General features: G+C 60.6%; 20 protein-coding genes. 14 read left to right on the forward strand and 6 right to left on the reverse strand.

Features of this window, described 5'->3' with window-relative positions; all coding sequences use genetic code 11:
• Positions 1-17 precede the first annotated feature (17 nt).
• From B0D71_RS06955 to B0D71_RS06985, 7 genes are all read left to right on the forward strand, one after another.
• Positions 18-1,745, forward strand: coding sequence for an ABC transporter ATP-binding protein/permease (locus B0D71_RS06955; protein WP_103394136.1), 1,728 nt, complete (start codon positions 18-20; stop codon positions 1,743-1,745).
• 96 nt (positions 1,746-1,841) lie between these two features.
• Entirely contained in the window at positions 1,842-2,591 is a 750-nt protein-coding gene (locus tag B0D71_RS06960; RefSeq protein WP_178081855.1) for a FadR/GntR family transcriptional regulator, read from the forward strand.
• 400 nt (positions 2,592-2,991) lie between these two features.
• Entirely contained in the window at positions 2,992-3,903 is a 912-nt protein-coding gene (gene kdgD, locus B0D71_RS06965) for a 5-dehydro-4-deoxyglucarate dehydratase (RefSeq protein ID WP_007915340.1), read from the forward strand.
• 59 nt (positions 3,904-3,962) lie between these two features.
• Positions 3,963-5,408, forward strand: a complete 1,446-nt coding sequence (locus tag B0D71_RS06970; RefSeq protein ID WP_103394137.1) for an aldehyde dehydrogenase family protein — start codon at positions 3,963-3,965, stop codon at positions 5,406-5,408.
• Positions 5,409-5,570: 162 nt separating this feature from the next.
• Positions 5,571-6,944: an MFS transporter gene (locus tag B0D71_RS06975; RefSeq protein WP_338066717.1), complete on the forward strand. Its 1,374-nt coding sequence runs from the start codon at positions 5,571-5,573 to the stop codon at positions 6,942-6,944.
• Between the two features lie 11 nt (positions 6,945-6,955).
• A complete protein-coding gene (garD, locus tag B0D71_RS06980; protein WP_103394139.1) occupies positions 6,956-8,509 on the forward strand; it encodes a galactarate dehydratase in 1,554 nt (517 codons plus the stop codon).
• 157 nt (positions 8,510-8,666) lie between these two features.
• A complete protein-coding gene (locus B0D71_RS06985) occupies positions 8,667-9,608 on the forward strand; it encodes an AEC family transporter (RefSeq protein ID WP_103394140.1) in 942 nt (313 codons plus the stop codon).
• A gap of 84 nt (positions 9,609-9,692) precedes the next feature.
• Here the strand turns inward: B0D71_RS06985 and B0D71_RS06990 are convergent, their stop codons facing one another.
• The 6 genes from B0D71_RS06990 to gatC form a co-directional block, all read right to left on the reverse strand.
• Positions 9,693-10,073, reverse strand: a complete 381-nt coding sequence (locus B0D71_RS06990; RefSeq protein ID WP_103394141.1) for a carboxymuconolactone decarboxylase family protein — start codon at positions 10,071-10,073, stop codon at positions 9,693-9,695.
• Positions 10,070-11,131, reverse strand: a complete 1,062-nt coding sequence (locus tag B0D71_RS06995; protein ID WP_103394142.1) for a calcium/sodium antiporter — start codon at positions 11,129-11,131, stop codon at positions 10,070-10,072. Before B0D71_RS06995 ends, B0D71_RS06990 begins: the two co-directional genes overlap by 4 nt.
• Positions 11,132-11,181: 50 nt before the next feature.
• On the reverse strand, positions 11,182-11,556 hold the full coding sequence (locus B0D71_RS07000; RefSeq protein ID WP_103394143.1) for a septal ring lytic transglycosylase RlpA family protein: 375 nt from the start codon (positions 11,554-11,556) through the stop codon (positions 11,182-11,184).
• Positions 11,557-11,816: 260 nt separating this feature from the next.
• On the reverse strand, positions 11,817-13,262 hold the full coding sequence (gene gatB / locus B0D71_RS07005) for an Asp-tRNA(Asn)/Glu-tRNA(Gln) amidotransferase subunit GatB (protein WP_103394144.1): 1,446 nt from the start codon (positions 13,260-13,262) through the stop codon (positions 11,817-11,819).
• 10 nt (positions 13,263-13,272) lie between these two features.
• Complete coding sequence (gatA, locus tag B0D71_RS07010; RefSeq protein ID WP_103394145.1) at positions 13,273-14,724, reverse strand: Asp-tRNA(Asn)/Glu-tRNA(Gln) amidotransferase subunit GatA; 1,452 nt, start codon at positions 14,722-14,724, stop codon at positions 13,273-13,275.
• 17 nt (positions 14,725-14,741) lie between these two features.
• Entirely contained in the window at positions 14,742-15,029 is a 288-nt protein-coding gene (gatC, locus tag B0D71_RS07015) for an Asp-tRNA(Asn)/Glu-tRNA(Gln) amidotransferase subunit GatC (protein ID WP_077045271.1), read from the reverse strand.
• A gap of 211 nt (positions 15,030-15,240) precedes the next feature.
• Between gatC and mreB the strand changes: the two genes are divergently transcribed.
• The 7 genes from mreB to B0D71_RS07050 all read left to right on the forward strand — a co-directional run bounded on the left by mreB (position 15,241) and on the right by B0D71_RS07050 (position 24,974).
• Positions 15,241-16,278 carry a rod shape-determining protein MreB gene (gene mreB / locus B0D71_RS07020; protein ID WP_002555108.1) on the forward strand — a complete coding sequence of 346 codons (1,038 nt, stop codon included), beginning with the start codon at positions 15,241-15,243 and terminating at the stop codon, positions 16,276-16,278.
• A gap of 143 nt (positions 16,279-16,421) precedes the next feature.
• Positions 16,422-17,531 (forward strand): rod shape-determining protein MreC, encoded by a 1,110-nt coding sequence (gene mreC / locus B0D71_RS07025; RefSeq protein WP_103394146.1) that lies wholly within the window; start codon positions 16,422-16,424, stop codon positions 17,529-17,531.
• A complete protein-coding gene (gene mreD, locus B0D71_RS07030; RefSeq protein ID WP_103394147.1) occupies positions 17,531-18,022 on the forward strand; it encodes a rod shape-determining protein MreD in 492 nt (163 codons plus the stop codon). The genes mreC and mreD overlap by 1 nt, the downstream gene beginning before the upstream one ends.
• A 37-nt stretch (positions 18,023-18,059) precedes the next feature.
• Positions 18,060-18,656, forward strand: a complete 597-nt coding sequence (locus B0D71_RS07035; RefSeq protein ID WP_103394148.1) for a Maf family protein — start codon at positions 18,060-18,062, stop codon at positions 18,654-18,656.
• A 57-nt stretch (positions 18,657-18,713) separates the two neighbouring features.
• Positions 18,714-20,171, forward strand: coding sequence for a ribonuclease G (gene rng / locus B0D71_RS07040; protein ID WP_103394149.1), 1,458 nt, complete (start codon positions 18,714-18,716; stop codon positions 20,169-20,171).
• A 75-nt stretch (positions 20,172-20,246) separates the two neighbouring features.
• Positions 20,247-24,050: a YhdP family protein gene (locus B0D71_RS07045; RefSeq protein WP_103394150.1), complete on the forward strand. Its 3,804-nt coding sequence runs from the start codon at positions 20,247-20,249 to the stop codon at positions 24,048-24,050.
• A 69-nt stretch (positions 24,051-24,119) separates the two neighbouring features.
• The gene (locus B0D71_RS07050) at positions 24,120-24,974 is read left to right on the forward strand and encodes a carbon-nitrogen hydrolase family protein (protein WP_103394151.1); all 855 of its coding nucleotides are present in this window, start codon (positions 24,120-24,122) and stop codon (positions 24,972-24,974) included.

Here is a 24,974-nt window from a genome sequence, read left to right on the forward strand (position 1 = left end):
TCTATCGAGCCTTATCCATGAATCAGAACGCTGAGTATTCCGCGGTCAACGACGCCGTGCGCGGGCAGTTTTTTCGCAAAGTGTGGGCGATGATCACGCCTTACTGGCGCAGTGAGGAGAAGGCCAAGGCCTGGACGCTGCTGATCGCGGTGATTGCGTTGTCGCTGATCAGCGTGGGGATCTCGGTGTGGTTCAACACCTGGTACAAGGACTTCTACAACGCCCTGCAAAAGAAGGACGAAGCTGCGTTCTGGCAACTGATCCTGTACTTCTGCGCGATTGCGGCGGTGGCGATTGTCGGCGCGGTGTACCGGCTCTATCTGACCCAGATGCTGACGATCCGCTGGCGGGCATGGCTGACTGAAAAGCACTTTGCGCGCTGGCTCGCCGACAAGAATTACTACCAGCTGGAGCAGGGCGGCTACACCGACAACCCGGACCAGCGTATTTCCGAAGACCTCAACAACTTCACCTCCAACACTCTTGAGCTGGGTATCGGGTTGCTGCGCAACATCGTCAGCCTGGTGTCGTTCTCGATCATTCTGTGGGGGGTGTCCGGCAGTATTGAAGTGTTCGGCATCACCATTCCTGGCTACATGTTCTGGTGCGTACTGGTTTACGCGGTGGTTGGCAGCTGGTTGACGCATTTGATCGGTCGTCGCCTGATCGGTCTGAACAACCAACAACAACGCTTCGAAGCCGACTTGCGTTTCTCCATGGTGCGAATTCGCGAGAATGCCGAAAGCATCGCGTTGTACAACGGCGAACCGAACGAAAACCGCCGCTTGAGCAATCGCTTCGGAATGGTCTGGCATAACTTCTGGGACATCATGAAGGTGTCCAAGCGGCTGACGTTCTTCACCGCCGGTTACAGCCAGGCCGCCATCATCTTCCCGTTCATCGTTGCCTCGCCGCGCTATCTTGCCGGCAAGATCGAGCTCGGCGAACTGATGCAAATCAGCTCGGCGTTCGGCAACGTGCAGGAAAGCTTTAGCTGGTTTATCAGCGCGTACCAGAGCCTCGCCTCCTGGCGCGCCACCTGCGATCGTCTGCTGAGCTTCCACCAGGCCATGACTGACAACGAAGAGCGTGCGCCGGCCATCGACGTACAAAACTCGGGCTCCGCGCTGAAGGTGCACAACCTCGGCCTCGACCTGGCTGAAGGTCGTCACCTGCTGACCAACGCCGACATGACCGTGGAGGAGGGCGAGCGTGTGATGCTCAGCGGTCGTTCCGGCAGCGGAAAGTCGACCCTGCTGCGGGCGATGGGGCATCTGTGGCCGGCCGGCCACGGCAGTATTCGCCTGCCAGCGGCGCGCTACCTGTTCCTGCCGCAAAAACCGTACTTGCCGATTGGCACCCTGCGTGATGTCCTCAGTTATCCACAGCCCGGCGATACCTATCCGAATGAACGCTACGTGCAGGTGCTGGAAACCTGTCGCCTGCCGCACCTGATTGCCCGTCTCGACGAGGCCAACCACTGGCAGCGTATGTTGTCGCCGGGTGAGCAGCAGCGCCTGGCCTTTGCCCGTGCACTGCTTTATGCACCGCAATGGTTGTACATGGACGAAGCGACCTCGGCGATGGACGAGGAGGATGAAGCGTCGCTGTATCAGGCACTGATCGATGAATTGCCGGGGTTGAGCATTGTCAGCATCGGCCATCGCAGCAGCCTCAAGCGTTTCCACCCACGGCACATCCGTATCGAAAATGGCCATCTGGTGGACCAGGCCGTGACCGCATAACCACCCCGGTTCCTACAAGGGGGATGGGTGATCGTACAACCGCGTTGCGCTATGATGCGCTTTCAGTAGCCGAACTTTTCGAGACAGATGTTCACCATGGAAAACCTCAACGACACACCACGCCTCCCTCGCAAGCGCCGCAGCCTCGCTCAGGAACTGGTGACGGTGCTGTCCGAGCAGATCCGCGACGGTCATCTCAAGCGTGGCGACAAGTTGCCTACCGAGTCGGCCATCATGGATGCCCATGGCGTCAGCCGCACGGTGGTGCGCGAGGCGATTTCCCGTTTGCAGGCGGCAGGGCAGGTGGAAACCCGCCACGGTATCGGCACCTTCGTGCTCGACACGCCGAGCCCGAGCGGTTTCCGTATCGACCCGGCGACTGTGGTGACCTTGCGTGATGTGCTGGCGATCCTGGAACTGCGCATCAGTCTTGAAGTGGAGTCTGCCGGGCTGGCGGCGCAACGCCGCAGCCCGGAGCAACTGGCTAACATGCGCGCCGCCCTCGATGCGTTGAATGAAAGCGCCGCTCACGCCAGTGACGCCGTGGCGTCGGACTTCGCTTTCCACCTCGAAATCGCGCTGTCCACCGGCAACCGCTATTTCACCGACATCATGACCCACCTGGGCACCAGTATCATTCCGCGCACCCGGCTGAACTCCGCGCGCCTGGCCCATGACGACCAGCAGCACTACATGGGTCGCCTGAGCCGCGAGCACGAGGAAATCTACGACGCCATTGCCCGTCAGGACTCCGATGCGGCCCGTGCGGCAATGCGCCTGCACCTGACCAACAGTCGTGAGCGGTTGCGACATGCCCATGAAGAGGCTGAGGCGCAGCGCGGGTAAGTAATCTGTCCGTGTCATCCATCGTCTGAACTACCGCTATCGCGAGCAGGCTCGCTCCCACAGTGTCTTGTGTCGATCACAAAATTGAGATCATGCACCAGCCCCCTGTGGGAGCGAGCCTGCTTGCGATAGGGCTATAAGCCATAAAACAAAACCCGTATTTATCCAGATCTTCCGACAACGTATCTCTCAAACGAGCGTTTATCACGGCGCTCGCAGCTCTCCTCTCTCGCTGAACCCCTCTAAAACTCTGGGCCTTAGCCTTTTTTGTCGAACAATTTTCACCCCTCGGCGATGAAATGCAGTTGACGGTTGTATTTTAAGTTGTACGATGACCTACAACTTCGGCGCAGGCTGAACGGTTTTCTCACACAATGTCGCTATCCAGGGTGTTCGAATAATGAATCCACAAGAACTGAAGTCCATCCTCTCTGCCGGTCTGCTGTCTTTCCCGGTCACCGATTTCAATGCTCAGGGCGACTTCAATCGCGCGGGCTATATCAAGCGTCTCGAATGGCTGGCCCCATACGGCGCCTCGGCTTTGTTCGCCGCGGGCGGCACCGGTGAGTTCTTCTCTCTGGCGGCCAGCGAATATTCGGAAATCATCAAGACTGCCGTCGACACTTGCGCTACCAGCGTGCCAATCCTGGCGGGCGTGGGTGGTTCGACCCGTCAAGCCATCGAGTACGCACAGGAAGCCGAGCGTCTGGGCGCCAAAGGCCTGTTGCTGCTGCCGCACTACCTGACCGAAGCCAGCCAGGATGGCGTTGCCGCCCACGTTGAAGCCGTGTGCAAATCGGTCAACATCGGCGTGGTGGTCTACAACCGTAACGTCTGCCGTCTGAACGCGCCGCTGCTGGAGCGTCTGGCCGAGCGCTGCCCGAACCTGATCGGTTACAAGGACGGTCTGGGTGATATCGAGTTGATGGTGTCGATCCGTCGCCGCCTCGGTGATCGCTTCAGCTACCTGGGTGGCTTGCCGACCGCCGAAGTCTACGCCGCGGCCTACAAGGCCCTGGGCGTGCCGGTCTACTCCTCGGCGGTGTTCAACTTCATCCCGAAAACCGCGATGGACTTCTACCATGCGATCGCTCGTGAAGATCACGCCACTGTCGGCAAGATCATCGACGACTTCTTCCTGCCGTACCTGGACATCCGTAACCGCAAGGCCGGTTACGCCGTGAGCATCGTCAAGGCCGGGGCAAAAATTGCCGGCTACGACGCAGGTCCCGTGCGTGCACCGCTGACCGATCTGACCGGCGAAGAGTACGAAATGCTTGCCGCGCTGATCGACAAGCAGGGCGCGCAGTAACACTCGATAAACCAGGGCCGCCGGGCAATCGGCGGCTTTTTGCGTGAGGAGATCTTAAAGTGGCAGATGCAAAGCGTTTCGATAACTACATCAATGGCGAATGGGTTGCCGGTGGCGATTACTCGGCCAACATCAACCCGTCCGAGCTGAGCGACACCATCGGCGACTACGCCAAGGCTGATCTGGCTCAGGTCAACGCCGCTATCGACGCCGCCCGTGCTGCGTTCCCGGCCTGGTCGGTGTCGGGCATTCAGGCCCGTCATGATTCCCTGGACAAAGTCGGCACTGAAATCCTTGCCCGTCGCGAAGAGCTCGGCACCCTGCTGGCCCGGGAAGAGGGCAAGACCCTGCCTGAAGCCATCGGTGAAGTGACCCGCGCCGGTAACATCTTCAAGTTTTTTGCCGGTGAATGCCTGCGCCTGTCCGGCGACTATCTGCCGTCGGTGCGTCCTGGCGTCAACGTTGAAGTCACTCGCGAAGCCCTGGGCGTGGTCGGTCTGATTACCCCGTGGAACTTCCCGATTGCCATTCCTGCCTGGAAAATCGCCCCGGCCCTGGCCTACGGCAACTGCGTCGTGCTGAAACCTGCGGACCTGGTTCCGGGGTGCGCCTGGGCCCTGGCCGAAATCATCTCCCGCGCGGGCTTCCCGGCCGGCGTGTTCAACCTGGTGATGGGTAGCGGTCGTGTGGTTGGCGATGCGCTGGTCCACAGCCCGAAAGTCGACGGCATCAGCTTCACCGGTTCCGTGGGTGTCGGTCGCCAGATCGCCGTGAGCTGCGTGTCGCGTCAGGCCAAAGTCCAGCTGGAAATGGGCGGCAAGAACCCGCAGATCATTCTCGACGACGCCGACCTCAAGCAAGCGGTCGAGCTGTCGGTACAGAGTGCGTTCTACTCCACCGGCCAGCGTTGCACCGCTTCCAGTCGCTTTATCGTCACCGCGGGTATCCACGACCAGTTCGTCGAAGCCATGGCCGAGCGCATGAAGTCGATCAAGGTCGGCCATGCATTGAAGGCTGGCACCGATATCGGTCCTGTGGTCTCCCAAGCGCAACTTGAACAGGACATGAAGTACATCGACATCGGCCAGTCCGAAGGTGCACGTCTGGTCAGCGGCGGTGGTCTGGTGACCTGCGACACCGAAGGCTACTTCCTCGCGCCAACCCTGTTTGCCGACAGCGAAGCCTCGATGCGCATCAGCCAGGAAGAGATCTTCGGCCCGGTGGCCAACATCGTCCGCGTGGCCGATTACGAAGCTGCGTTGGCCATGGCCAACGACACCGAGTTCGGTCTGTCGGCGGGCATCGCTACCACGTCGTTGAAATACGCCAACCACTTCAAGCGCCACTCCCAGGCCGGGATGGTAATGGTCAACCTGCCGACCGCCGGTGTGGATTACCACGTTCCGTTCGGTGGGCGTAAAGGTTCATCCTATGGATCACGTGAGCAAGGTCGCTATGCGCAAGAGTTCTACACGGTCGTGAAAACCAGCTACATCGGCTCGTAAACGCAGTACCCCTGTAGGCGCGAGCTTGCTCGCGATGGTCTCGAGGTCGTGGCGGCACACCTGATGCCCCGCGTCATCGTTGACCACCATCGCGAGCAGGCTCGCTCCCACAGGGGAGCAACTACAGATTCACCCGCGCATAAAAATAATCAGTGGGAGTACATCTACATGCAATCATCCAAGCCGACTCACGTCCGCTATTTGATCCTGCTCATGCTGTTTCTGGTGACCACGATCAATTACGCCGACCGCGCTACCATCGCAATCGCCGGTTCCAGCCTGCAGAAAGACCTGGGCATTGATGCCGTTACCCTCGGCTACATCTTCTCCGCATTCGGTTGGGCCTACGTGGCCGGGCAAATCCCCGGTGGCTGGCTGCTTGACCGCTTTGGTTCGAAAAAAATCTACGCACTGAGCATTTTCACCTGGTCGCTGTTTACCGTACTGCAGGGCTATGTCGGCGAGTTCGGCATGTCCACCGCCGTCGTTGCGCTGTTCATGCTGCGCTTCCTGGTGGGGCTGGCCGAAGCGCCGTCCTTCCCCGGCAACGCGCGTATCGTAGCGGCCTGGTTCCCGACCGCTGAACGTGGCACTGCCTCGGCGATCTTCAACTCGGCGCAATACTTCGCCACTGTGCTGTTCGCACCGCTGATGGGCTGGATCGTCTACAGCTTCGGCTGGCAGCACGTGTTCGTCGTCATGGGCGTGATCGGCATCATCTTCTCGGGCATCTGGCTGAAAGTGATCTACAGCCCGCGCCAACACCCGATGATCAATGACGCCGAGTTCAAGCACATCGCCGACAACGGCGGCATGGTCGACATGGACCAGGACAAGGGCAAAGGCAAGAAGACCGACGGTCCGAAGTGGGACTATATCCGTCAACTGCTGACCAACCGCATGATGCTCGGCGTGTACCTGGGCCAATACTGCATTAACGGTATCACCTACTTCTTCCTGACCTGGTTCCCGGTGTACCTGGTGCAAGAGCGCGGCATGACCATCCTCAAGGCCGGTTTCATTGCTTCGTTGCCGGCGATCTGCGGTTTTATCGGTGGTGTGCTCGGCGGGGTGATTTCCGATTACCTGCTGCGCAAAGGCCATTCCCTGACCTTCGCCCGCAAGGCACCGATCATTGCCGGCCTGCTGGTTTCCAGCAGTATCGTGGCCTGCAACTACGTGGACGTTGAATGGATGGTCGTCGGCTTCATGGCCCTGGCGTTCTTCGGCAAAGGCGTGGGCGCATTGGGCTGGGCCGTGGTGTCCGACACCTCGCCGAAGCAAATCGCCGGCCTGAGCGGTGGCTTGTTCAACACCTTCGGTAACCTCGCGTCCATCACCACCCCGATCGTCATCGGCTACATCATCAGCTCCACCGGTTCGTTCAAGTGGGCACTGGTGTTTGTCGGTTGCAACGCTTTGGTCGCGGTGTTCAGCTATCTGGTCATCGTCGGCCCGATCAAGCGTGTGGTGCTCAAAGAGCCACCAGCGAACGGTTCTGAAGCCCCTGGCAAATTGTCTCAAGCGCATTCCTGAGGAGCGGCGTCATGCAGTTGATTGAACATTCCGACTCGCCGCGCTACATCCGCTTGCACGAGCGGGATAACGTGGTGATTGTGGTCAACGATCAGGGCGTGCCGGCCGGTACCGCATTTTCGGACGGCCTGGTCACCCTGGATTTCGTGCCACAGAGCCACAAGGTCACCCTGGAAGACATTCCTGAAGGTGGCCAGGTGATTCGTTACGGCCAGACCATTGGCTACGCCTTGCAGCCGATTCCCCGCGGCAGTTGGGTCAAGGAAGATCAACTGCGCATGCCGACCGCGCCACCGCTGGACAGCTTGCCGCTGTCCACCGACGTGCCGGCCGCGCAAGCACCGCTGGAAGGCTTCACCTTCGAGGGTTATCGCAACGCCGACGGCACCGTCGGTACGCGCAACATTCTCGGCATCACCACCACCGTGCAATGCGTGACTGGCGTACTCGATCATGCGGTCAAGCGCATCAAGGCCGAGTTGCTGCCCAAGTACCCGCACGTCGATGACGTGGTGGCGCTGACCCACAGCTACGGCTGCGGCGTGGCCATCACGGCCACCGACGCGTACATCCCGATTCGCACTGTGCGCAACCTGGCGCGCAACCCGAACCTGGGCGGCGAAGCGCTGGTGATCAGCCTGGGCTGCGAGAAATTGCAGGCCGGGCAGGTGATGCACGACAACGACAGCTCGGTGGATCTCAGCGAGCCGTGGTTGTACCGCTTGCAGGATTCCAGTCACGGCTTCACCGAAATGATCGAGCAGATCATGGAACTGGCTGAAATCCGTTTGAAGAAGCTCGATCAACGCCGTCGGGAAACCGTGCCGGCGTCCGAACTGATTCTCGGCATGCAGTGCGGCGGCAGTGATGCGTTCTCCGGCATCACCGCCAACCCGGCGCTCGGTTACGCCTCGGACCTGCTGTTGCGGGCCGGTGCGACGGTGATGTTCTCCGAAGTCACCGAAGTGCGCGATGCCATTTATCTGCTGACCTCCCGCGCGGAAAACCAGGAAGTCGCCCAGGAACTGGTGCGGGAAATGGATTGGTATGACCGCTACCTGGCCAAGGGCGAGGCGGATCGCAGTGCCAATACCACACCGGGCAACAAGAAGGGCGGGCTGTCGAACATTGTCGAGAAGTCCCTGGGTTCGATCGTCAAGTCCGGCAGCAGCGCGATCAATGGCGTGCTTGGCCCAGGCGAGCGTTTCAAGCGCAAAGGCCTGATCTTCTGTGCGACCCCGGCCAGCGACTTTGTCTGCGGGACGCTGCAACTGGCGGCGGGGATGAACCTGCATGTGTTCACCACCGGTCGCGGAACGCCTTACGGCTTGGCCATGGCGCCGGTCGTGAAGGTTTCGACCCGGACCGAACTGGCGCAACGCTGGCCGGACCTGATCGATATCGACGCTGGGCGCATTGCCACCGGGCGAGCATCGATCGAGGAACTGGGCTGGGAGCTGTTTCACTACTACCTGGACGTGGCCAGCGGCAAGAAACAGACGTGGGCCGAGCAGCACAAACTGCATAACGACATCACCTTGTTCAACCCGGCGCCGATCACCTGATACCGCGTTATCGTTCATCGCGGGCAAGCCAGCTCCTACAAGGATTGCGCTGAACCTGTAGGAGCTGGCTTGCCAGCGATAGCGATCCAGCAGGCGCCGAAGTCTTCAGTGGCTTATCATTAGGCACCTAACGACGCCCACCAAGGTTACCCCCGGCATGCTGGCTATTTTCCTCGAAACCCTGAATATCACCGCGCCGGTATTCGCCATGCTGTTTCTCGGGGTGCTGCTCAAACGCATCGACTGGATCAACGACAACTTCATCCACACGGCGTCGGCACTGGTGTTCAACGTCACCATGCCGGCGTTGCTGTTTCTGGGCATCCTGCATGCCGACCTGCACGCGGCGTTGCAACCGGCGTTGCTGATCTACTTCTCCCTCGCGACGCTGGTGTGTTTTGCCATCGCCTGGGGCTGGGCGATCTGGAAGTGCCCGCGGGAAGATCGAGGGATCTACACCCAGGGCGCTTTTCGTGGCAACAACGGGGTCATCGGCCTGGCGCTGGCGGCAAGCATGTACGGCGACTACGGGATTTCCCTCGGGGCGATTCTCGCGGCGCTGGTGATCCTGTTTTACAACACCCTCTCGACCATCGTGCTGGCGGTGTACAGCCCAGTGATCAAGTCCGATCCTTGGAGCATCTGCAAAAGCGTGTTCAGCAATCCGTTGATCATCAGCGTAATTGCGGCTGCACCGTTCGCCTATTTCAAGATCGGCTTGCCCGGCTGGCTTGAAACCTCCGGGCAGTACCTGGCGCAAACCACCTTGCCACTGGCGCTGATCTGCATCGGCGGCACGCTGTCCCTGGCTGCACTGCGTAAAAGCGGCAACATGGCACTGAGTTCAAGCCTGGTGAAGATGATCGGCCTGCCGGTGCTGGCGACGCTGGGGGCATGGCTGTGGGGTTTTCGCGGGGCGGAACTGGGGATTCTGTTTCTGTACTTCGGCAGCCCGACCGCGGCCGCCAGTTTCGTCATGGCCCGGGCGGCCGATGGCAATCATGAACTGGCAGCGGCGATTATCGTGATCACCACGCTGATGGCGGCGATCACCACCAACATCGGGATCTTCTTTTTGCAGTGGGGTGGGTGGATCTGACCTCTGGAGTTTCGGTGTTCCTGAGGGCCTCATCGCGAGCTTGCTCGCGATGGCGCCAGATCAGGCAACCTGAATTTCAATGACTCACTCAGGCTTCTGGTAACTGTCGATCACTTCCTGCGCCGCCCGAAACGCATCGATCGCCGCCGGCACACCGGCATACACCGCGCAATGCAGCAGCGCCTCGCGAATCTCATCCACAGTGCAACCGTTGTTCAGCGCACCGCGCACATGGCCTTTCAATTCCTGCGGGCACTTGAGTGCGGTCAGCGCAGCGAGTGTGATCAGGCTACGGGTCTTCAGCGGCAGACCTTCGCGATTCCACACGCCGCCCCAGGCGTGTTCATTGACGAAGTCCTGCAGCGGCTGAGTGAACTCGGTGGCGTTGCCCAGTGCGCGGTCGACGAAGGCGTCGCCCATCACTTGACGACGAATTTCAACGCCGGCTTTTTTATTCTCGGTCATGGGACTTCCCTTTTATGGTGTTGGCGGCGCCAGGCGCGCAGCGACGTGAACAGCAAAAACGCCACCAGCGCCGGCAGGACGAAAAACAGCATCAAGTGTTCCAGCTTGCCGGCCAGTGGCATGCCGGTGGTGAACGACACCACGTGCAGCCCATACGCCAGGTACAAGCCCAGAAACAGCAGGCCTTCGGCGCGGGTTACCCGGTAGCCGGAGTAGAACACTGGCAAGCACAGCGCCGCGACGCCGAGCATCACTGGGAGGTCGAAATCCAGAGCGTTGGGCGACACCGACAGTGGCGACGGCGCCACCAGCGCGGTAAAGCCGAGCACGCCCAATAGGTTGAACAGGTTGCTGCCAATCACGTTGCCCACGGCAATTTCGCGCTCGCCGCGCATTGCGGCGATCAACGAAGTGGCGAGCTCTGGCAGTGAGGTGCTGACGGCGACGATGGTCAGGCCGATGATCCGCTCCGACAGCCCAAGATCGGTGGCGACCGCAACGGCGGCACCCAGCAGCAAGTGCCCGGCGTACACCAGCATCGCCAGCCCGACAATGATCATCAGCAGGCTGCTCAGCCATGGCGCTTGCGCATGATGGTCATGACTCGATACCGGCCGTCCCGAATGCCGTGACTGGCGCAGCAGCAACCCCAGGTAAATCGCCAGTGCCGTCAGCAACATCACGCCGTCGGCACGGGTCAACTCTTCATTCCAGGCGAGTACGAACACCAACAGGCTCGCGCCGATCATCAACGGAATATCCAGTCGCACCAGTTGCCGGGAAACCCGCAGCGGAATGATCAGCGCGGAAAACCCGAGGGTGACGAGGATGTTGAAAATGCTGCTGCCGATCACGCTGCCGACGGCGATGTCGGCGTTGTGTGCCAGGGTCGCTTGCAAGCTGACCGCCATCTGCGGCGCGCTGCTGCCGAGGGCGACGATGGTCAGGCCGATGATCAGCGGTCGTATGTGCAGCCGCGCGGCAATGCGTACGGCGGCGCGCACCATCAGTTCGGCGCCGACAATCAGCAGGAGCAATCCGCTGAGCAATTCGATCACGCTGATCAGGGGTAAATCGGCTAATCCGAAAATGGTCGGGGCTCCATCGGTCAGTCGTCGAGGGCTTGTACGCGAACCCGCGCGGTGCCGCTGCGCAGCATGCCCAGGCGTTCGGCGGCTTCCTGGGAGAGGTCGATCAGGCGGCCACGGGTGTGCGGCCCGCGATCATTGATGCGTACCACGCAGGATTTGTCGTTATTCAGGTTGGTCACCTTCACCCGCGTACCGAAGGGTAGCTGGCGATGGGCGGCGGTCATGGAATTTTTGTCGAAACGCTCGCCACTGGCGGTGCGTTTGCCTTGGTGTTTGGCGCCGTAGTACGAAGCTACGCCGGTTTTGTCGTAGCCGTGCGGATCGACGGTGTCGGTGCTGGCGCAACCAGCCAGGAGCGAAAGGAGGGCGCAGGCGCCGAGCAGACGTTTCATTCGAAGGTTTCCCGAAACAAATGTGGGGGAGAGCTAATGTGGCGAGGGGGCTTGCTGTGGCGAGGGGGCTTGCCCCCGTTGGACTGCGTAGCAGTCCCAAAACCTGAATCCTCGGTTAATCGAATGGACCCTGATTTCTGACAATGGGGCCGCTGCGCGACCCAACGGGGGCAAGCCCCCTCGCCACAGAAGCCCCTCAACCACAAAAAGCCCGCTCCCACAGGGAATGGAGCCAGATTTTAGAACTGGCTCCATTCTCATCAGCCTTCGAGCTTGCTTTTCAGCAGTTCGTTCACTTGTTGCGGGTTGGCCTTGCCTTTGGAAGCTTTCATGGCCTGGCCGACGAAGAAACCGAACATCTTGCCGCGCTTGGCTTCGTCTGCCGCGCGGTATTGTTCGACCTGCTCGGCGTTGGCCGCGAGCATTTCGTCCAGCACCGCCGAGATGGCGCCGGTGTCGGTCACTTGCTTGAGGCCGCGCTTGTCGATGATCTCGTCTGCGCTGCCTTCGCCATTGGCCATCGCTTCAAACACGACCTTGGCGATCTTGCCGGAGATGGTGTTGTCCTTGATGCGCAATAGCATGCCGCCCAAAAGCTCGGCGGAAACCGGCGAGTCTTCGATGTCCAGGCCTTGCTTGTTGAGCAGGCTGCCCAACTCGACCATCACCCAGTTGGCCGCCAGTTTGGCGTCACCGCCGATGCTCGCGACTTTCTCGAAGTAATCGGCTTGCTCGCGGCTGGTCGCCAGCACGCTGGCGTCGTAGACCGACAGACCGAACTGTTCCTGGAAACGCTCGCGTTTCTGCGGCGGCAATTCTGGCAGTGTGGCGCGCACGTCATCGAGGAACGAGTTCTCGATCACGACCGGCAGCAGGTCCGGATCGGGGAAGTATCGGTAGTCGTTGGCTTCCTCTTTGCTGCGCATCGGACGGGTTTCGTCCTTGTTCGGATCGTACAGGCGGGTCTGCTGGATCACTTTGCCGCCGTCTTCGATCAACTCGATCTGACGCTGGATTTCGCTGTTGATCGCCTTCTCGATAAAGCGGAACGAGTTGACGTTCTTGATCTCGCAGCGGGTGCCGAACTCGACCTGGCCTTTGGGACGGATCGACACGTTGCAGTCGCAACGCAGAGAGCCTTCGGCCATGTTGCCGTCGCAGATGCCCAGGTAGCGCACCAGCGCATGGATCGCCTTGACGTAAGCCACGGCTTCCTTGGCGCTACGCATGTCCGGCTCGGAGACGATTTCCAGCAACGGCGTGCCGGCACGGTTCAGGTCGATGCCGCTGGCGCCGCTGAATTCTTCGTGCAGGCTTTTACCGGCGTCTTCTTCCAGATGCGCGCGGGTGATGCCGACACGTTTGACCGTGCCGTCTTCAAGGGCGATGTCCAGGTGGCCCTTGCCGACGATCGGCAACTCCATCTGGCTGATCTGGTAGCCCTTGGGCAGGTCCGGGTAGAAATAGTTTTTACGGGCGAACACGTTGTGCTGGCCGATCTCGGCGTCAATCGCCAGACCGAACATCACCGCCATGCGCACCGCTTCCTGGTTCAGCACCGGCAGCACGCCGGGCATGCCCAGGTCGATCAGGCTGGCCTGGGTGTTCGGCTCGGAACCGAAGGTGGTGGAACTACCGGAAAAGATTTTCGACCGGGTGGTGAGCTGGGTGTGAATCTCCAGCCCGATCACGACTTCCCATTGCATGTGTGTCTCCTCAGAAGCCGGTTGGGGTGCGGGTGTGCCAGTCAGTGTTCAACTGGTACTGGTGCGCAACGTTGAGCAAGCGGCCTTCCTGGAAATACGGGGCGAGCAGTTGCACGCCGACCGGCAGACCATCGACAAAACCGGCGGGCATCGACAGGCCTGGCAGGCCCGCGAGGTTGGCGGTGATGGTGTAGACGTCTTCCAGGTACGCGGCAACCGGGTCGCTGTTCTTGGCGCCGAGCTTCCAGGCCGGGTTCGGCGTGGTTGGGCCGAGGATGATGTCGACCTCATTAAAGGCAGCCATGAAGTCGTTCTTGATCAAGCGACGGATCTTCTGCGCCTTGAGGTAGTAGGCGTCGTAGTAACCGGCGGACAGTGCATAGGCACCGACCATGATCCGGCGCTGTACTTCCGGCCCGAAGCCTTCGCCACGGGAGCGCTTGTACAGGTCGATCAGGTTGACCGGATTTTCGCAGCGGTAGCCGAAACGCACGCCGTCGAAACGCGACAGGTTGGAGGACGCTTCCGCCGGGGCGATCACGTAGTACGCAGGAATCGCGTGCTGCATGTTCGGCAGGCTGATTTCCTTGATCACGGCGCCGAGCTTTTCCAACTCCTTGACGCTGTTGTGGATCAACTCGGCGATGCGCGGATCGAGACCGGCGCTGAAATACTCTTTTGGCACGCCGATGCGCAGGCCTTGCAGCGAGCCGTTGAGGCTGGCGCTGTAGTCCGGCACGGGTTCATCGATGCTGGTGGAGTCGTTCGGATCGAAGCCGGCCATACCTTGCAACAATATTGCGCAGTCTTCGGCAGTGCGAGCCAATGGGCCGCCCTGATCGAGGCTGGAGGCGTAAGCGATCATGCCCCAGCGCGAAACGCGACCGTACGTCGGTTTCAGACCGGTGAGGTTGGTCAACGCAGCGGGCTGACGAATGGAGCCGCCAGTATCGGTGCCGGTAGCGGCCGGCAGCAGACGAGCGGCAACTGCCGCAGCGGAGCCACCGGACGAACCGCCCGGAACGTATTCCAGGTTCCACGGGTTTTTCACCGCGCCGTAGTAGCTCGACTCGTTGGCCGAGCCCATGGCGAATTCGTCCATGTTGGTCTTGCCCAGGGTCACGGCGCCGGCAGCGGCCAGCTTGGCGACGACAGTGGCGTCGTACGGTGCCTTGAAGTTGTCGAGCATCTTCGAGCCGCAGCTGGTGCGAATGCCCTGGGTGCAGAAAAGGTCTTTGTGGGCGATCGGCGCGCCGAGCAGGGCGCCGCTCTCACCATTGGCCCGGCGGGCGTCAGCGGCTTTCGCCTGCGTGAGCGCCAGGTCTTCGGTGAGGCTGATGAAACTGTTGAGCTGCGGATCGAGCTGGGCGATGCGCGCCAGCAGGACTTTGGTCAGCTCTTCGGAGGAAAACTTCTTGTCGGCGAGTCCGCGGGCGATCTCGGCCAGAGTCAATTGATGCATTGCAGGCTCTTTCCCTATTAGTCGATGACTTTCGGAACCAGGTACAGGCCGTTTTCGACCGCTGGTGCGATGGACTGGTAGGCCTCGCGATTATTGGTCTCGGTCACGACGTCTGCGCGCAGGCGCTGGCTGGCTTCCAACGGGTGGGCCAGCGGCTCGATACCGTCGGTATTGACCGCCTGCATTTCGTCGACCAGCCCGAGAATGCTGTTGAGGGCTGAAGTGATGTGTGGAAGATCGGCTTCATTGAGGCCAAGACAGGCCAGATGAGCGATTTTTTCCACGTCGGAGCGTTCTAGCGCCATTGGGATTCTCCAGTGGAAAACAAAACGGACCGCGTCCGTGTGTTAGATTGTCGGAACACTACCGCACTTCTACGGTCATAAGGCCGCGATTGTGGGGCTTGGTGCACAGAAAAGCGGCCAATTTAACATATTGGCGCCTTGCCCAAAATCCCTGTCGTTGTTAGAGTTTGCCGCACTTTTTTACCCACGCGTTGCCTAGGGTCCCTTTCCCATGTTCAAGAAACTGCGTGGCATGTTTTCCAGCGATCTTTCCATTGACCTGGGCACTGCCAACACCCTTATTTACGTGCGCGAGCGCGGTATCGTCCTGAATGAGCCCTCCGTTGTGGCCATTCGGACACACGGTAACCAGAAAAGTGTCGTTGCTGTCGGCACCGAAGCCAAGCGCATGCTCGGCCGTACACCGGGCAACATTGCTGCCATTCGTCCGATGAAGGATGGCGTGATTGCCGACTTCAGCGTGTGCGAAAAAATGTTGCAGTACTTCATCAACAAAGTTCACGAAAACAGCTTCCTGCAGCCTAGCCCTCGCGTGTTGATCTGCGTTCCATGCAAATCCACCCAGGTTGAGCGTCGCGCCATCCGCGAATCGGCCCTCGGTGCCGGTGCCCGTGAAGTATTCCTGATCGAAGAGCCAATGGCTGCTGCGATCGGTGCCGGCCTGCCGGTTGAAGAAGCTCGCGGTTCGATGGTCGTTGATATCGGTGGCGGTACCACCGAAATCGCACTGATCTCCCTGAATGGCGTGGTTTACGCCGAATCCGTTCGTGTTGGTGGCGACCGCTTCGACGAAGCGATCATTACCTACGTGCGTCGCAACTACGGCAGCCTGATCGGTGAATCCACCGCCGAGCGCATCAAGCAGGAAATCGGCACTGCCTACCCGGGCGGTGAAGTTCGCGAAGTAGACGTTCGCGGCCGTAACCTGGCCGAAGGCGTTCCACGCGCATTCACGCTGAACTCCAACGAAGTGCTGGAAGCCCTGCAAGAGTCCCTGGCAACCATCGTTCAGGCCGTGAAAAGCGCCCTGGAGCAATCGCCTCCGGAATTGGCTTCCGACATCGCCGAGCGTGGCCTGGTACTGACCGGTGGTGGCGCCCTGCTGCGTGACCTGGACAAATTGCTGGCCCAGGAAACCGGTCTGCCGGTGATCGTTGCCGAAGACCCGCTGACCTGTGTTGCTCGCGGCGGTGGCCGTGCATTGGAAATGATGGATAAACACACCATGGACCTGCTTTCCAGCGAATAAGTCGCCGGATTGCCTCTATGCTGTTGAGCGCGCAGGCGGCACTTTGCAGTGCTGCCTGTTCGCGTTTATCTTCTGTCAGTCTGCATCCAGGCCGGATTGCTGCCGTATGAATAAACAGAACATTTGCCTGGGAGGAGCGGCTTATTAAACCGCTTTTCACCAAGGGCCCTTCATTGGGCGTGCGCCTGTTGGTGCTGGTCGTGCTATCGGTCGCGCTGATGGTGGTCGATGCCCGTTTCAGTCTGCTCAAGCCTGCACGCAGCCAAATGTCGCTGGTGCTGATGGACGCCTACTGGATCACCGATCTGCCTGGACGACTGTGGGAAGGCGTTGCCAGCCAGTTTGGCAGCCGGACCGAGCTCGTCGCCGAAAACGAAAAACTCAAAAGCGAAAACCTGCTGTTGCAAGGGCGCATGCAGAAGCTTGCCTCCCTGACCGAGCAGAACGTTCGGCTGCGCGAGTTGCTCAACTCTTCGGCCCTGGTCAATGAAAAGGTCGAAGTGGCCGAGTTGATCGGCATGGACCCCAACCCCTTCACCCATCGCATCATTATCAACAAAGGCGAGCGAGACGGCGTGGTCCTCGGCCAGCCGGTGCTCGATGCCCGTGGTCTGATGGGGCAGGTGGTGGAGCTGATGCCTTATACCTCCCGCGTTCTGCTGCTGACTGACTCCACTCATAGCATTCCCGTGCAGGTAAACCGTAACGGTCTGCGGGCGATTGCCAGCGGTACCGGCAACCCGGAGCGCCTGGAGTTGCGTCACGTGGCTGACACCGCCGACATCAAGGAAGGCGACTTGCTCGTCAGCTCCGGTCTCGGTCAGCGCTTTCCGGCGGGTTACCCGGTAGCGACGGTCAAGGAAGTGATCCACGATTCCGGCCAGCCGTTTGCCATCGTCCGCGCGGTACCGACCGCCGCATTGAACCGCAGCCGTTACCTGCTACTGGTATTCAGCGACACCCGCACTCCGGAAGAGCGCGCCAACGACGCTGCCCAGGCCCAGGAAAGCCTGGATGCACAGGGCGGTGGGCCAATCATTCCGGCGACGGTGCCGAAACTGGTCACCCCGGCAGCGGCGGCTGTGCCGGCCGCTGCACCCGCGGCGCCTGCCACGGCGACCCCAGCAACCCCAGCAACCGCTGCGCCGGCAAAACCGGCGGCCGCTAAACCGCCGGCCACCAAGCCCGTTGCTGCGAAGCCTGCCGCCAAGCCGCCGGCCTCTGCGCCGGCCACTCCAATGGGAAGAGAATAATGGCCGGTGTAAAAGCATCCCGAAACGGCTGGATAGTCTGGCTGACGTTCGCCGTCGGACTGCTGTTGAGCGTTTCGCCTTTGCCGCAATTCATGGAAATCCTGCGCCCACTGTGGCTGGCCTTGTTGCTGGCATTCTGGGCGTTGAACCTGCCGCAGACCGTCGGGATGGTGACGGCGTTTTGCCTGGGGCTGGCTGAAGATGTGCTCTACGGTACCTTGCTGGGTCAGAACGCCTTGATCCTGACTCTCATAACCTACCTGGTACTGGCGCTGCAGCAACGTCTGCGGATGTTCCCGATGTGGCAGCAGAGCCTGGTGATCCTGGTGATCTTCGGTCTCGCCCAGCTTGTACAACTATGGCTCAGCGCCTTGACCGGCAATCGCCAGCCAACGCTGGCGCTGGTACTGCCGGCACTGGTCAGCGCATTGCTCTGGCCCTGGATCAGTTTCGGTTTGCGCGGACTGCGTCGACGCTACAAAATCAATTAATTCGCTCAGGCATTAGAGTAGACAGGGAGAGGTCTTGATGAAACGGTTGTACCTCGCCTCTGGCTCACCACGTCGGCGTGAATTACTCACGCAGATCGGCGTTCCATTCTGCGCCGTCAGTGCGGATATCGATGAAACCCCTGTAGTCCAAGAATCCCCATCGGCCTATGTCGAGCGTTTGGCGCGCGGCAAGGCCGAGGCCGGGCGCGGCGTTGTCGTGTCCGACGAACCGTTCTGCGTGCTTGGCGCCGATACCGCCGTGGTGCTTGAAGGAAAAATTCTCGGCAAACCGGTTGATCAAGCGGATGCCTGCGCCATGCTGATGATGTTGTCAGGGTGTGAGCATGAAGTCCTGACCGCGATTGCCGTGCTCGATGGCGAACGGTGCGAGTCCCGGGTGGTCACCAGTCGCGTGCGTTTTCGTGCTATCAGTCGTGACGAAGCCGCCGCCTACTGGGTCAGCGGTGAACCAAGGGACAAGGCGGGCGGTTATGGCATTCAAGGACTGGGTGCGGTGTTTGTCGCCGGGCTCAGTGGAAGTTATTCGGCGGTGGTCGGACTACCGCTGTGCGAAACCGCGGAACTGCTCGGCCATTTCGGCATACCCTGTTGGCAACCCCGGAACGCGCTTTAAGCGTCGTCCTGAACAGATGCGGCCATTATCGTGAACATGCCTGAACGAGACCCTGCCATGAGTGAAGAGATTCTGATCAACATCACGCCGATGGAGTCGCGCGTGGCGGTGGTCGAAAACGGTGTCCTGCAAGAGGTCCACGTCGAGCGTACGCAAAAGCGCGGGATCGTCGGCAACATCTATAAAGGCAAAATCGTGCGGGTCTTGCCGGGGATGCAAGCGGCATTCGTCGATATCGGCCTGGATCGTGCCGCTTTCATTCATGCGTCGGAAATTTCCCTGCGCGAAGGGCCGGCGGTGGAGAGCATCAGTGCTTTGGTGCACGAAGGCCAGAGCCTTGTGGTGCAAGTCACCAAGGACCCGATCGGCTCCAAGGGCGCGCGCCTGACCACTCAATTGTCGATCCCTTCGCGTTACCTGGTGTACATGCCACGTACGGCCCATGTCGGCATTTCCCTGAAAATCGAAGACGAAGCCGAGCGCGAGCGCCTCAAGCAAGTGGTCACTGATTGCGTGGCCAAGGAAGGGATCAAGGAGGCCGGCGGTTTCATTCTGCGTACGGCAGCCGAAGGTGCGGGCGCCGATGAAATACTCATGGACATCCGCTACCTGCGCAGGCTCTGGGATCAGATCAGCGCCCAGATCATAACCATCAGCGCGCCCAGCGTGATCTATGAAGACCTCGGCCTGGCGCTGCGTACCCTGCGTGACCTGGTGAGCCCGAAAATCGAGAAGATCCGCATCGACTCCCGGGAAACCTTCCAGAAAACCACACAGTTCGTCGCCGAATTGATGCCCGAGATTGCCGACCGTCTGGAACATTACCCGGGCGAGCGACCGATTTTCGACCTGTATGGCGTCGAAGACGAAATCCAGAAGGCTCTTGAGCGCAAGGTCCCGCTCAAGTCCGGGGGTTATCTGGTGGTCGACCCGGCGGAAGCCATGAGCACCATCGACGTGAACACCGGGGCGTTCGTCGGCCATCGCAACCTCGAAGAAACCATCTTCAAGACCAACCTCGAAGCCGCTACGGCCATTGCCCGGCAATTGCGCCTGCGCAATCTCGGCGGGATCATCATCATCGACTTCATCGACATGGAAGATGAAGAACACCAGCGCCAGGTATTGCGCACGCTGGAGAAACAGCTCGAGCGCGATCACGCCAAGACCAACATCATCGGCATTACCGAGCTGGGCCTGGTGCAGATGACCCGCAAGCGCACCCGCGAAAGCCTCGAGCAAGTATTGTGCGAGCCGTGCAACGCCTGCCAGGGACGCGGCAAGCTCAAGACGCCAGAGACCGTTTGCTACGAAATCTTCCGTGAAATCCTGCGTGAGGCTCGCGCCTATCAGGCGGAAGGCTATCGTGTATTGGCAAACCAGAAAGTTGTCGACCGCCTGCTCGACGAAGAGTCGGGCAACGTCGCCGAGCTGGAAGGGTTTATCGGGCGCACCATTCGCTTCCAGGTCGAAACCATGTATTCCCAGGAACAATACGACGTGGTGCTGCTCTGAAGCGTTTCGCTTTGATTGTTCGAGAATGGCTGGCCTCAGCTTTTTGCAAAACATTTGCCATGGGAGCCACCTGACATGGACCGTCTGACACGCATTTTGGCCGCACTGACCCGCTGGGGTCTGGGCCTGTGCGCGTTAGTTTTGGTGTTGATGGCGCTCTACGTCAGCCTTGGCCGGGAGCTGACGCCGTTGGTCGCCGAGTACCGTGCCGACATCGAATCCAAAGCCAGCGATGCCTTGGGCATGCGGTTGCAGATCGGCGAGCTCGAAGGCAACTGGCGTGGATTCGCCCCCATATTGATGGCTCGCGACGTGACGGTCGGCGAGGGCGCCAATGCCTTGCACCTGGATCAGGTGCGCGCGGTGCCGGACCTTTGGGCCAGTCTGCTGGCCCGTCAGGTACGCATCGCTCATCTGGAACTCAGCGGCCTGAAGATCAGCGTCAAGGAGGGTGACGACGGTCAATGGGCGCTGGAAGGTTTGCCGGTGCAACAGGATCAACCGACCGATCCGGAACAGTTGCTCAATCGCATGCAGATGATCCAGCAACTGTCGGTGCTCGACAGCCAGGTGACTTTGCAGCCATTCGCACATTCGCCGCTGACCCTGACCTACGTTGGCCTGAATCTGAAAACCGGTACGTCGCGGCAGCGACTCGACGCCCGCCTGACCCTGCCTGACGGGCAACCAGTGGCCATGAGCCTGCGCACCCGTATTCGTGCCAGTGAATGGAAGGACGGTGAAGCCGAGGTCTACCTGAGCCTGCCGCAAAGCGACTGGTCGAAGTGGTTGCCCGAGCGAGTGACCCAAGAGTGGACTTTTTCCGAGATCAAGGCCGGTGGCGAACTGTGGGTGACCTGGGGCAAAGGCACCTTGCAAAGCGCGGCAGTGCGCCTGAACGCGCCACAACTCAAGGGCGCGTACGCCGAGCGCAAGCAGATCCAGATCAACAATCTGGCGCTCAACGGTTACTTCCAGCGCAGTGCCGAAGGCGCGTCAGTGATTCTGGATTCCCTGGCGATGAACCTCGGCGAGACCCGCTGGGAAACGCATTTGCAGCTCACGCAAAGCGCGGCCACTGATAAATCCTTAGAACTCTGGCACCTGCAAGCCGACCGGGTTGATCTCACTCCGCTGACCCCGCTGCTCAACGCGCTGGCGCCATTGCCAGAAGGTTTTGCCACGGTCGTCGAGCGGCTCAAAGTCACGGGGGGGCTGCGTAACGTGCTGGTCGACTTCCGTCCCAATGCCACCGACGACAGCAAGTTCGGCTTTGCCGCCAACCTCGACCAGGTAGGCTTCGATGCCTATCACGGTGCCCCCGCGGCGCGAAATGTCAGCGGCAGCATCAGCGGTGACCTGGGGCACGGCGAACTGCGCATGGACAGCAAGGATTTCATGCTGCACCTGGACCCGATCTTCGCCAAGCCGTGGCAGTACATTCAGGCCAATGCGCGGCTGACCTGGAGGCTCGATAAAGAGAGTTTCACCTTGGTCGCGCCTTACCTGAAAGTGCTGGGCGAGGAAGGTAAGATTGCCGGCGACTTCCTGATTCGCCTGCATTTCGATCACACCCAGGAAGACTACATGGACCTGCGGGTCGGCCTGGTGGACGGCGACGGTCGTTACACGGCCAAGTACTTGCCGGCGGTCCTCAGTCCGGCGCTGGACGAATGGCTGCGCACCGCGATTCTCAAGGGCGCGGTGGATCAAGGCTTCTTCCAGTATCAAGGGTCGCTCAACCACGGTGCCGCGGACGTCGATCGCAGCATCAGCCTGTACTTCAAGGTTCACGATGCCGAACTGGCCTTCCAGCCGGGCTGGCCCCATGTCAGCAAGGTCAGCGGCGATGTGTTTGTCGAAGACAGCGGCGTGCGGGTTCTGGCCAGCAAGGGCCAATTGCTCGACACCCAGGTCAACGATGTTTACGTCAACATTCCTCATGTGCCGGCCGGGCAGACCGTTCATTTGTTCCTCGATGGTGGATTTGCCGGCGGTTTGGGCGATGGCCTGAAAATCCTCCAGCAAGCGCCGATCGGCACCGGGCCGACCTTCGCCGGTTGGGAAGGCGAGGGAGATCTGCAAGGCAAGTTGAAGCTGGATATCCCCCTGGCAAAGGGCGAAGAGCCGAAGATCCTCGTCGATTTCAAGACCGCCAAGGCACGCTTGAAACTGGCCGAACCCGTGCTGGAACTGACTCAGCTCAAGGGTGACTTCCGTTTCGACAGCGGCAAAGGCCTGAGCGGGCAGAACATCAGCGCACGGGCGTTCGACAAACCGGTCACCGCACAGATTTTTGCCGATGGCAGCCCGGGTAAACTCAATACCCGGGTGACCGCGTCGGGCCAGGTCGAGGTCAAGAAGCTGACGGACTGGCTGCAGGTGACCCAGCCTCTGCCGGTGAGCGGCGTGATCCCTTATCAACTGCAGCTGACCCTGAATGGCGCCGACAGCCAGTTGCTGGTCAATTCCAGCCTCAAGGGCGTGGCCGTCGATTTGCCTGCACCGTTCGGCATGACCACCGATACCGGGCGCGACACGATGTTTCGCATGACCTTGCAGGGCGACGAGCGGCGCTATTGGGTCAACTACGGGGACCTGGCGAGTTTTACGTTCGCAGCCCCGGCCAGCAATTTCGCCGACGGTCGCGGGGAGTTGGTCCTCGGTGGCGGCGAGGCCGTGTTGCCTGGCACCAAAGGCCTGCGGATACGGGGCGTGCTATCGGAGCTGGACGTTGGCCCATGGAGGGATCTGGTGGATAAATACGCCGGACAGGACCCCGGCGGCAGCGCCAAGCAATTGCTCAGCGGCGCGGATTTCAAGGTGGGCAAGCTCAGCGGTATCGGCACTACGCTCGATCAGGCTTCGATCCAGGTGACGCGCAAGCCTTCCGCCTGGGCGCTGCAACTCGACAGCCAGCAGATTAAGGGCGGTGCAAACCTTCCCGATTCGAAGGCCACGCCAATCACGATCAATCTGCAAACGGTGCGTCTGCCCGCACCAGACCCGGCCGTGCAGGCCGATGAAAACTCGCCGGATCCGCTGGCGTCGGTGGACCCGACGAAGATTCCCGCGATGGATATCACCATCAATCAGTTGTTCCAGGGGCAGGATCTGGTGGGGGGCTGGTCGCTGAAGATTCGTCCGACGGCCAAAGGCATCGTGTTCAACTCGCTGGACCTGGGCCTCAAAGGCATGTTGTTGGTGGGTAGCGGTGGCTGGGAAGGCGTGCCCGGCGCCAGCAACAGTTGGTACAAGGGGCGCATCAGCGGCAAGAACCTGGCGGATGTGCTCAAGGGCTGGGGGTTTGCGCCGAGCGTCACCAGCCAGGACTTTTATATGGATGTCGATGGCAGCTGGCCGGGCTCGCCGGCCTGGGTGGCGACCAAGCGTTTCTCCGGCACGCTCGATGCGACGCTCAATCAGGGCCAGTTCGTCGAGGTCGAAGGCAGTGCCCAGGCACTGCGAGTGTTTGGTTTGCTCAACTTCAACTCCATTGGCCGGCGCCTGCGCCTGGATTTCTCCGACCTGTTCGGCAAAGGCCTGAGTTATGACCGGGTCAAGGGGTTGCTCGTCGGGACGAATGGCGTGTATGTCACCCGAGAGCCGATCCGGCTGACGGGGCCGTCGAGCACTATCGAACTCGACGGCACCCTCAACATGGTGGCCGATCAGATCGATGCGAAACTGATGGTGACCTTGCCGGTGACCAACAACTTGCCGATTGCCGCACTGATCGTCGGTGCACCGGCGGTCGGCGGGGCGCTGTTCCTGATCGACAAGCTTATCGGTGACCGGGTCGCCCGTTTTGCCAGTGTGAAGTACACCGTCAAGGGGCCGTGGAAAGAACCGAAAATCACCTTCGACAAGGCTTTTTGAGGTCCTATTGAAAAGGCACTCGGCAAGCCTATGGAGTAGCATGGCCGCATACGATTCCAGGAGTGCGCCATGTCTGTAGCGGTGATTCAAATGGTCAGCCAGAGCGATGTGCTGGCCAATCTGGCCCAGGCCCGTCGGTTGCTCGAACAGGCGGCCACCGGTGGCGCGAAACTGGCGGTTTTGCCGGAAAACTTCGCTGCCATGGGGCGACGCGACGTTGCTGACATCGGGCGCGCCGAAGCACTGGGCGAAGGCCCGATCCTGCCCTGGTTGAAACAGACCGCACGCGACCTCAGGTTATGGATTGTGGCCGGCACATTGCCGTTGCCGCCGGTGGATCAGCCGACGGCCAAGGCGCATGCCTGCTCGTTGCTGGTCGATGACCAGGGCGAAACGGTGGCGCGCTACGACAAGCTGCACCTGTTCGACGTCGACGTGGCGGACAATCGTGGCCGTTATCGTGAATCCGATGACTATGCTTATGGCAGCGGGGTGGTCGTAGCGGACACACCGGTCGGCCGGGTCGGGCTGACAGTCTGCTATGACCTGCGCTTTCCCGAGCTGTACAGCGAACTGCGCGCTGCCGGCGCGGAACTGATTACCGCCCCTTCGGCCTTCACGGCGGTGACCGGCGCGGCGCACTGGGATGTGCTGATTCGTGCGCGGGCCATCGAGACCCAGTGTTACGTGCTCGCGGCTGCCCAGGGCGGGACGCATCCGGGGCCACGGGAAACCTTTGGCCATGCCGCCATCGTCGACCCCTGGGGGCGTGTGCTGGCGCAACAGGATCAAGGCGAGGCCGTGCTGCTGGCCGAACGCGACAGCAGCGAACAGGCGTCCATCCGGGCGCGGATGCCGGTGTCCAGTCACCGGCGCTTTTTCTCGCAGGGCGCTCAGCGACCTGCATCAGAACGACGAATTTAA

It is taken from the genome of Pseudomonas laurylsulfativorans (assembly GCF_002906155.1).
GTDB lineage: Bacteria > Pseudomonadota > Gammaproteobacteria > Pseudomonadales > Pseudomonadaceae > Aquipseudomonas > Aquipseudomonas laurylsulfativorans.

What these genes read in the sequence shown, in the direction of transcription:
- B0D71_RS06955 (WP_103394136.1), top strand. Translation starts at nt 18, where the DNA reads ATGAATCAGAACGCTGAGTATTCCGCGGTCAACGACGCCGTGCGCGGG.
- B0D71_RS06960 (WP_178081855.1), top strand. Translation starts at nt 1,842, where the DNA reads ATGGAAAACCTCAACGACACACCACGCCTCCCTCGCAAGCGCCGCAGC.
- kdgD (WP_007915340.1), top strand. Translation starts at nt 2,992, where the DNA reads ATGAATCCACAAGAACTGAAGTCCATCCTCTCTGCCGGTCTGCTGTCT.
- garD (WP_103394139.1), top strand. Translation starts at nt 6,956, where the DNA reads ATGCAGTTGATTGAACATTCCGACTCGCCGCGCTACATCCGCTTGCAC.
- B0D71_RS06985 (WP_103394140.1), top strand. Translation starts at nt 8,667, where the DNA reads ATGCTGGCTATTTTCCTCGAAACCCTGAATATCACCGCGCCGGTATTC.
- B0D71_RS06990 (WP_103394141.1), bottom strand. Translation starts at nt 10,073, where the DNA reads ATGACCGAGAATAAAAAAGCCGGCGTTGAAATTCGTCGTCAAGTGATG.
- B0D71_RS07000 (WP_103394143.1), bottom strand. Translation starts at nt 11,556, where the DNA reads ATGAAACGTCTGCTCGGCGCCTGCGCCCTCCTTTCGCTCCTGGCTGGT.
- gatB (WP_103394144.1), bottom strand. Translation starts at nt 13,262, where the DNA reads ATGCAATGGGAAGTCGTGATCGGGCTGGAGATTCACACCCAGCTCACC.
- gatA (WP_103394145.1), bottom strand. Translation starts at nt 14,724, where the DNA reads ATGCATCAATTGACTCTGGCCGAGATCGCCCGCGGACTCGCCGACAAG.
- gatC (WP_077045271.1), bottom strand. Translation starts at nt 15,029, where the DNA reads ATGGCGCTAGAACGCTCCGACGTGGAAAAAATCGCTCATCTGGCCTGT.
- mreB (WP_002555108.1), top strand. Translation starts at nt 15,241, where the DNA reads ATGTTCAAGAAACTGCGTGGCATGTTTTCCAGCGATCTTTCCATTGAC.
- mreD (WP_103394147.1), top strand. Translation starts at nt 17,531, where the DNA reads ATGGCCGGTGTAAAAGCATCCCGAAACGGCTGGATAGTCTGGCTGACG.
- B0D71_RS07035 (WP_103394148.1), top strand. Translation starts at nt 18,060, where the DNA reads ATGAAACGGTTGTACCTCGCCTCTGGCTCACCACGTCGGCGTGAATTA.
- rng (WP_103394149.1), top strand. Translation starts at nt 18,714, where the DNA reads ATGAGTGAAGAGATTCTGATCAACATCACGCCGATGGAGTCGCGCGTG.
- B0D71_RS07045 (WP_103394150.1), top strand. Translation starts at nt 20,247, where the DNA reads ATGGACCGTCTGACACGCATTTTGGCCGCACTGACCCGCTGGGGTCTG.
- B0D71_RS07050 (WP_103394151.1), top strand. Translation starts at nt 24,120, where the DNA reads ATGTCTGTAGCGGTGATTCAAATGGTCAGCCAGAGCGATGTGCTGGCC.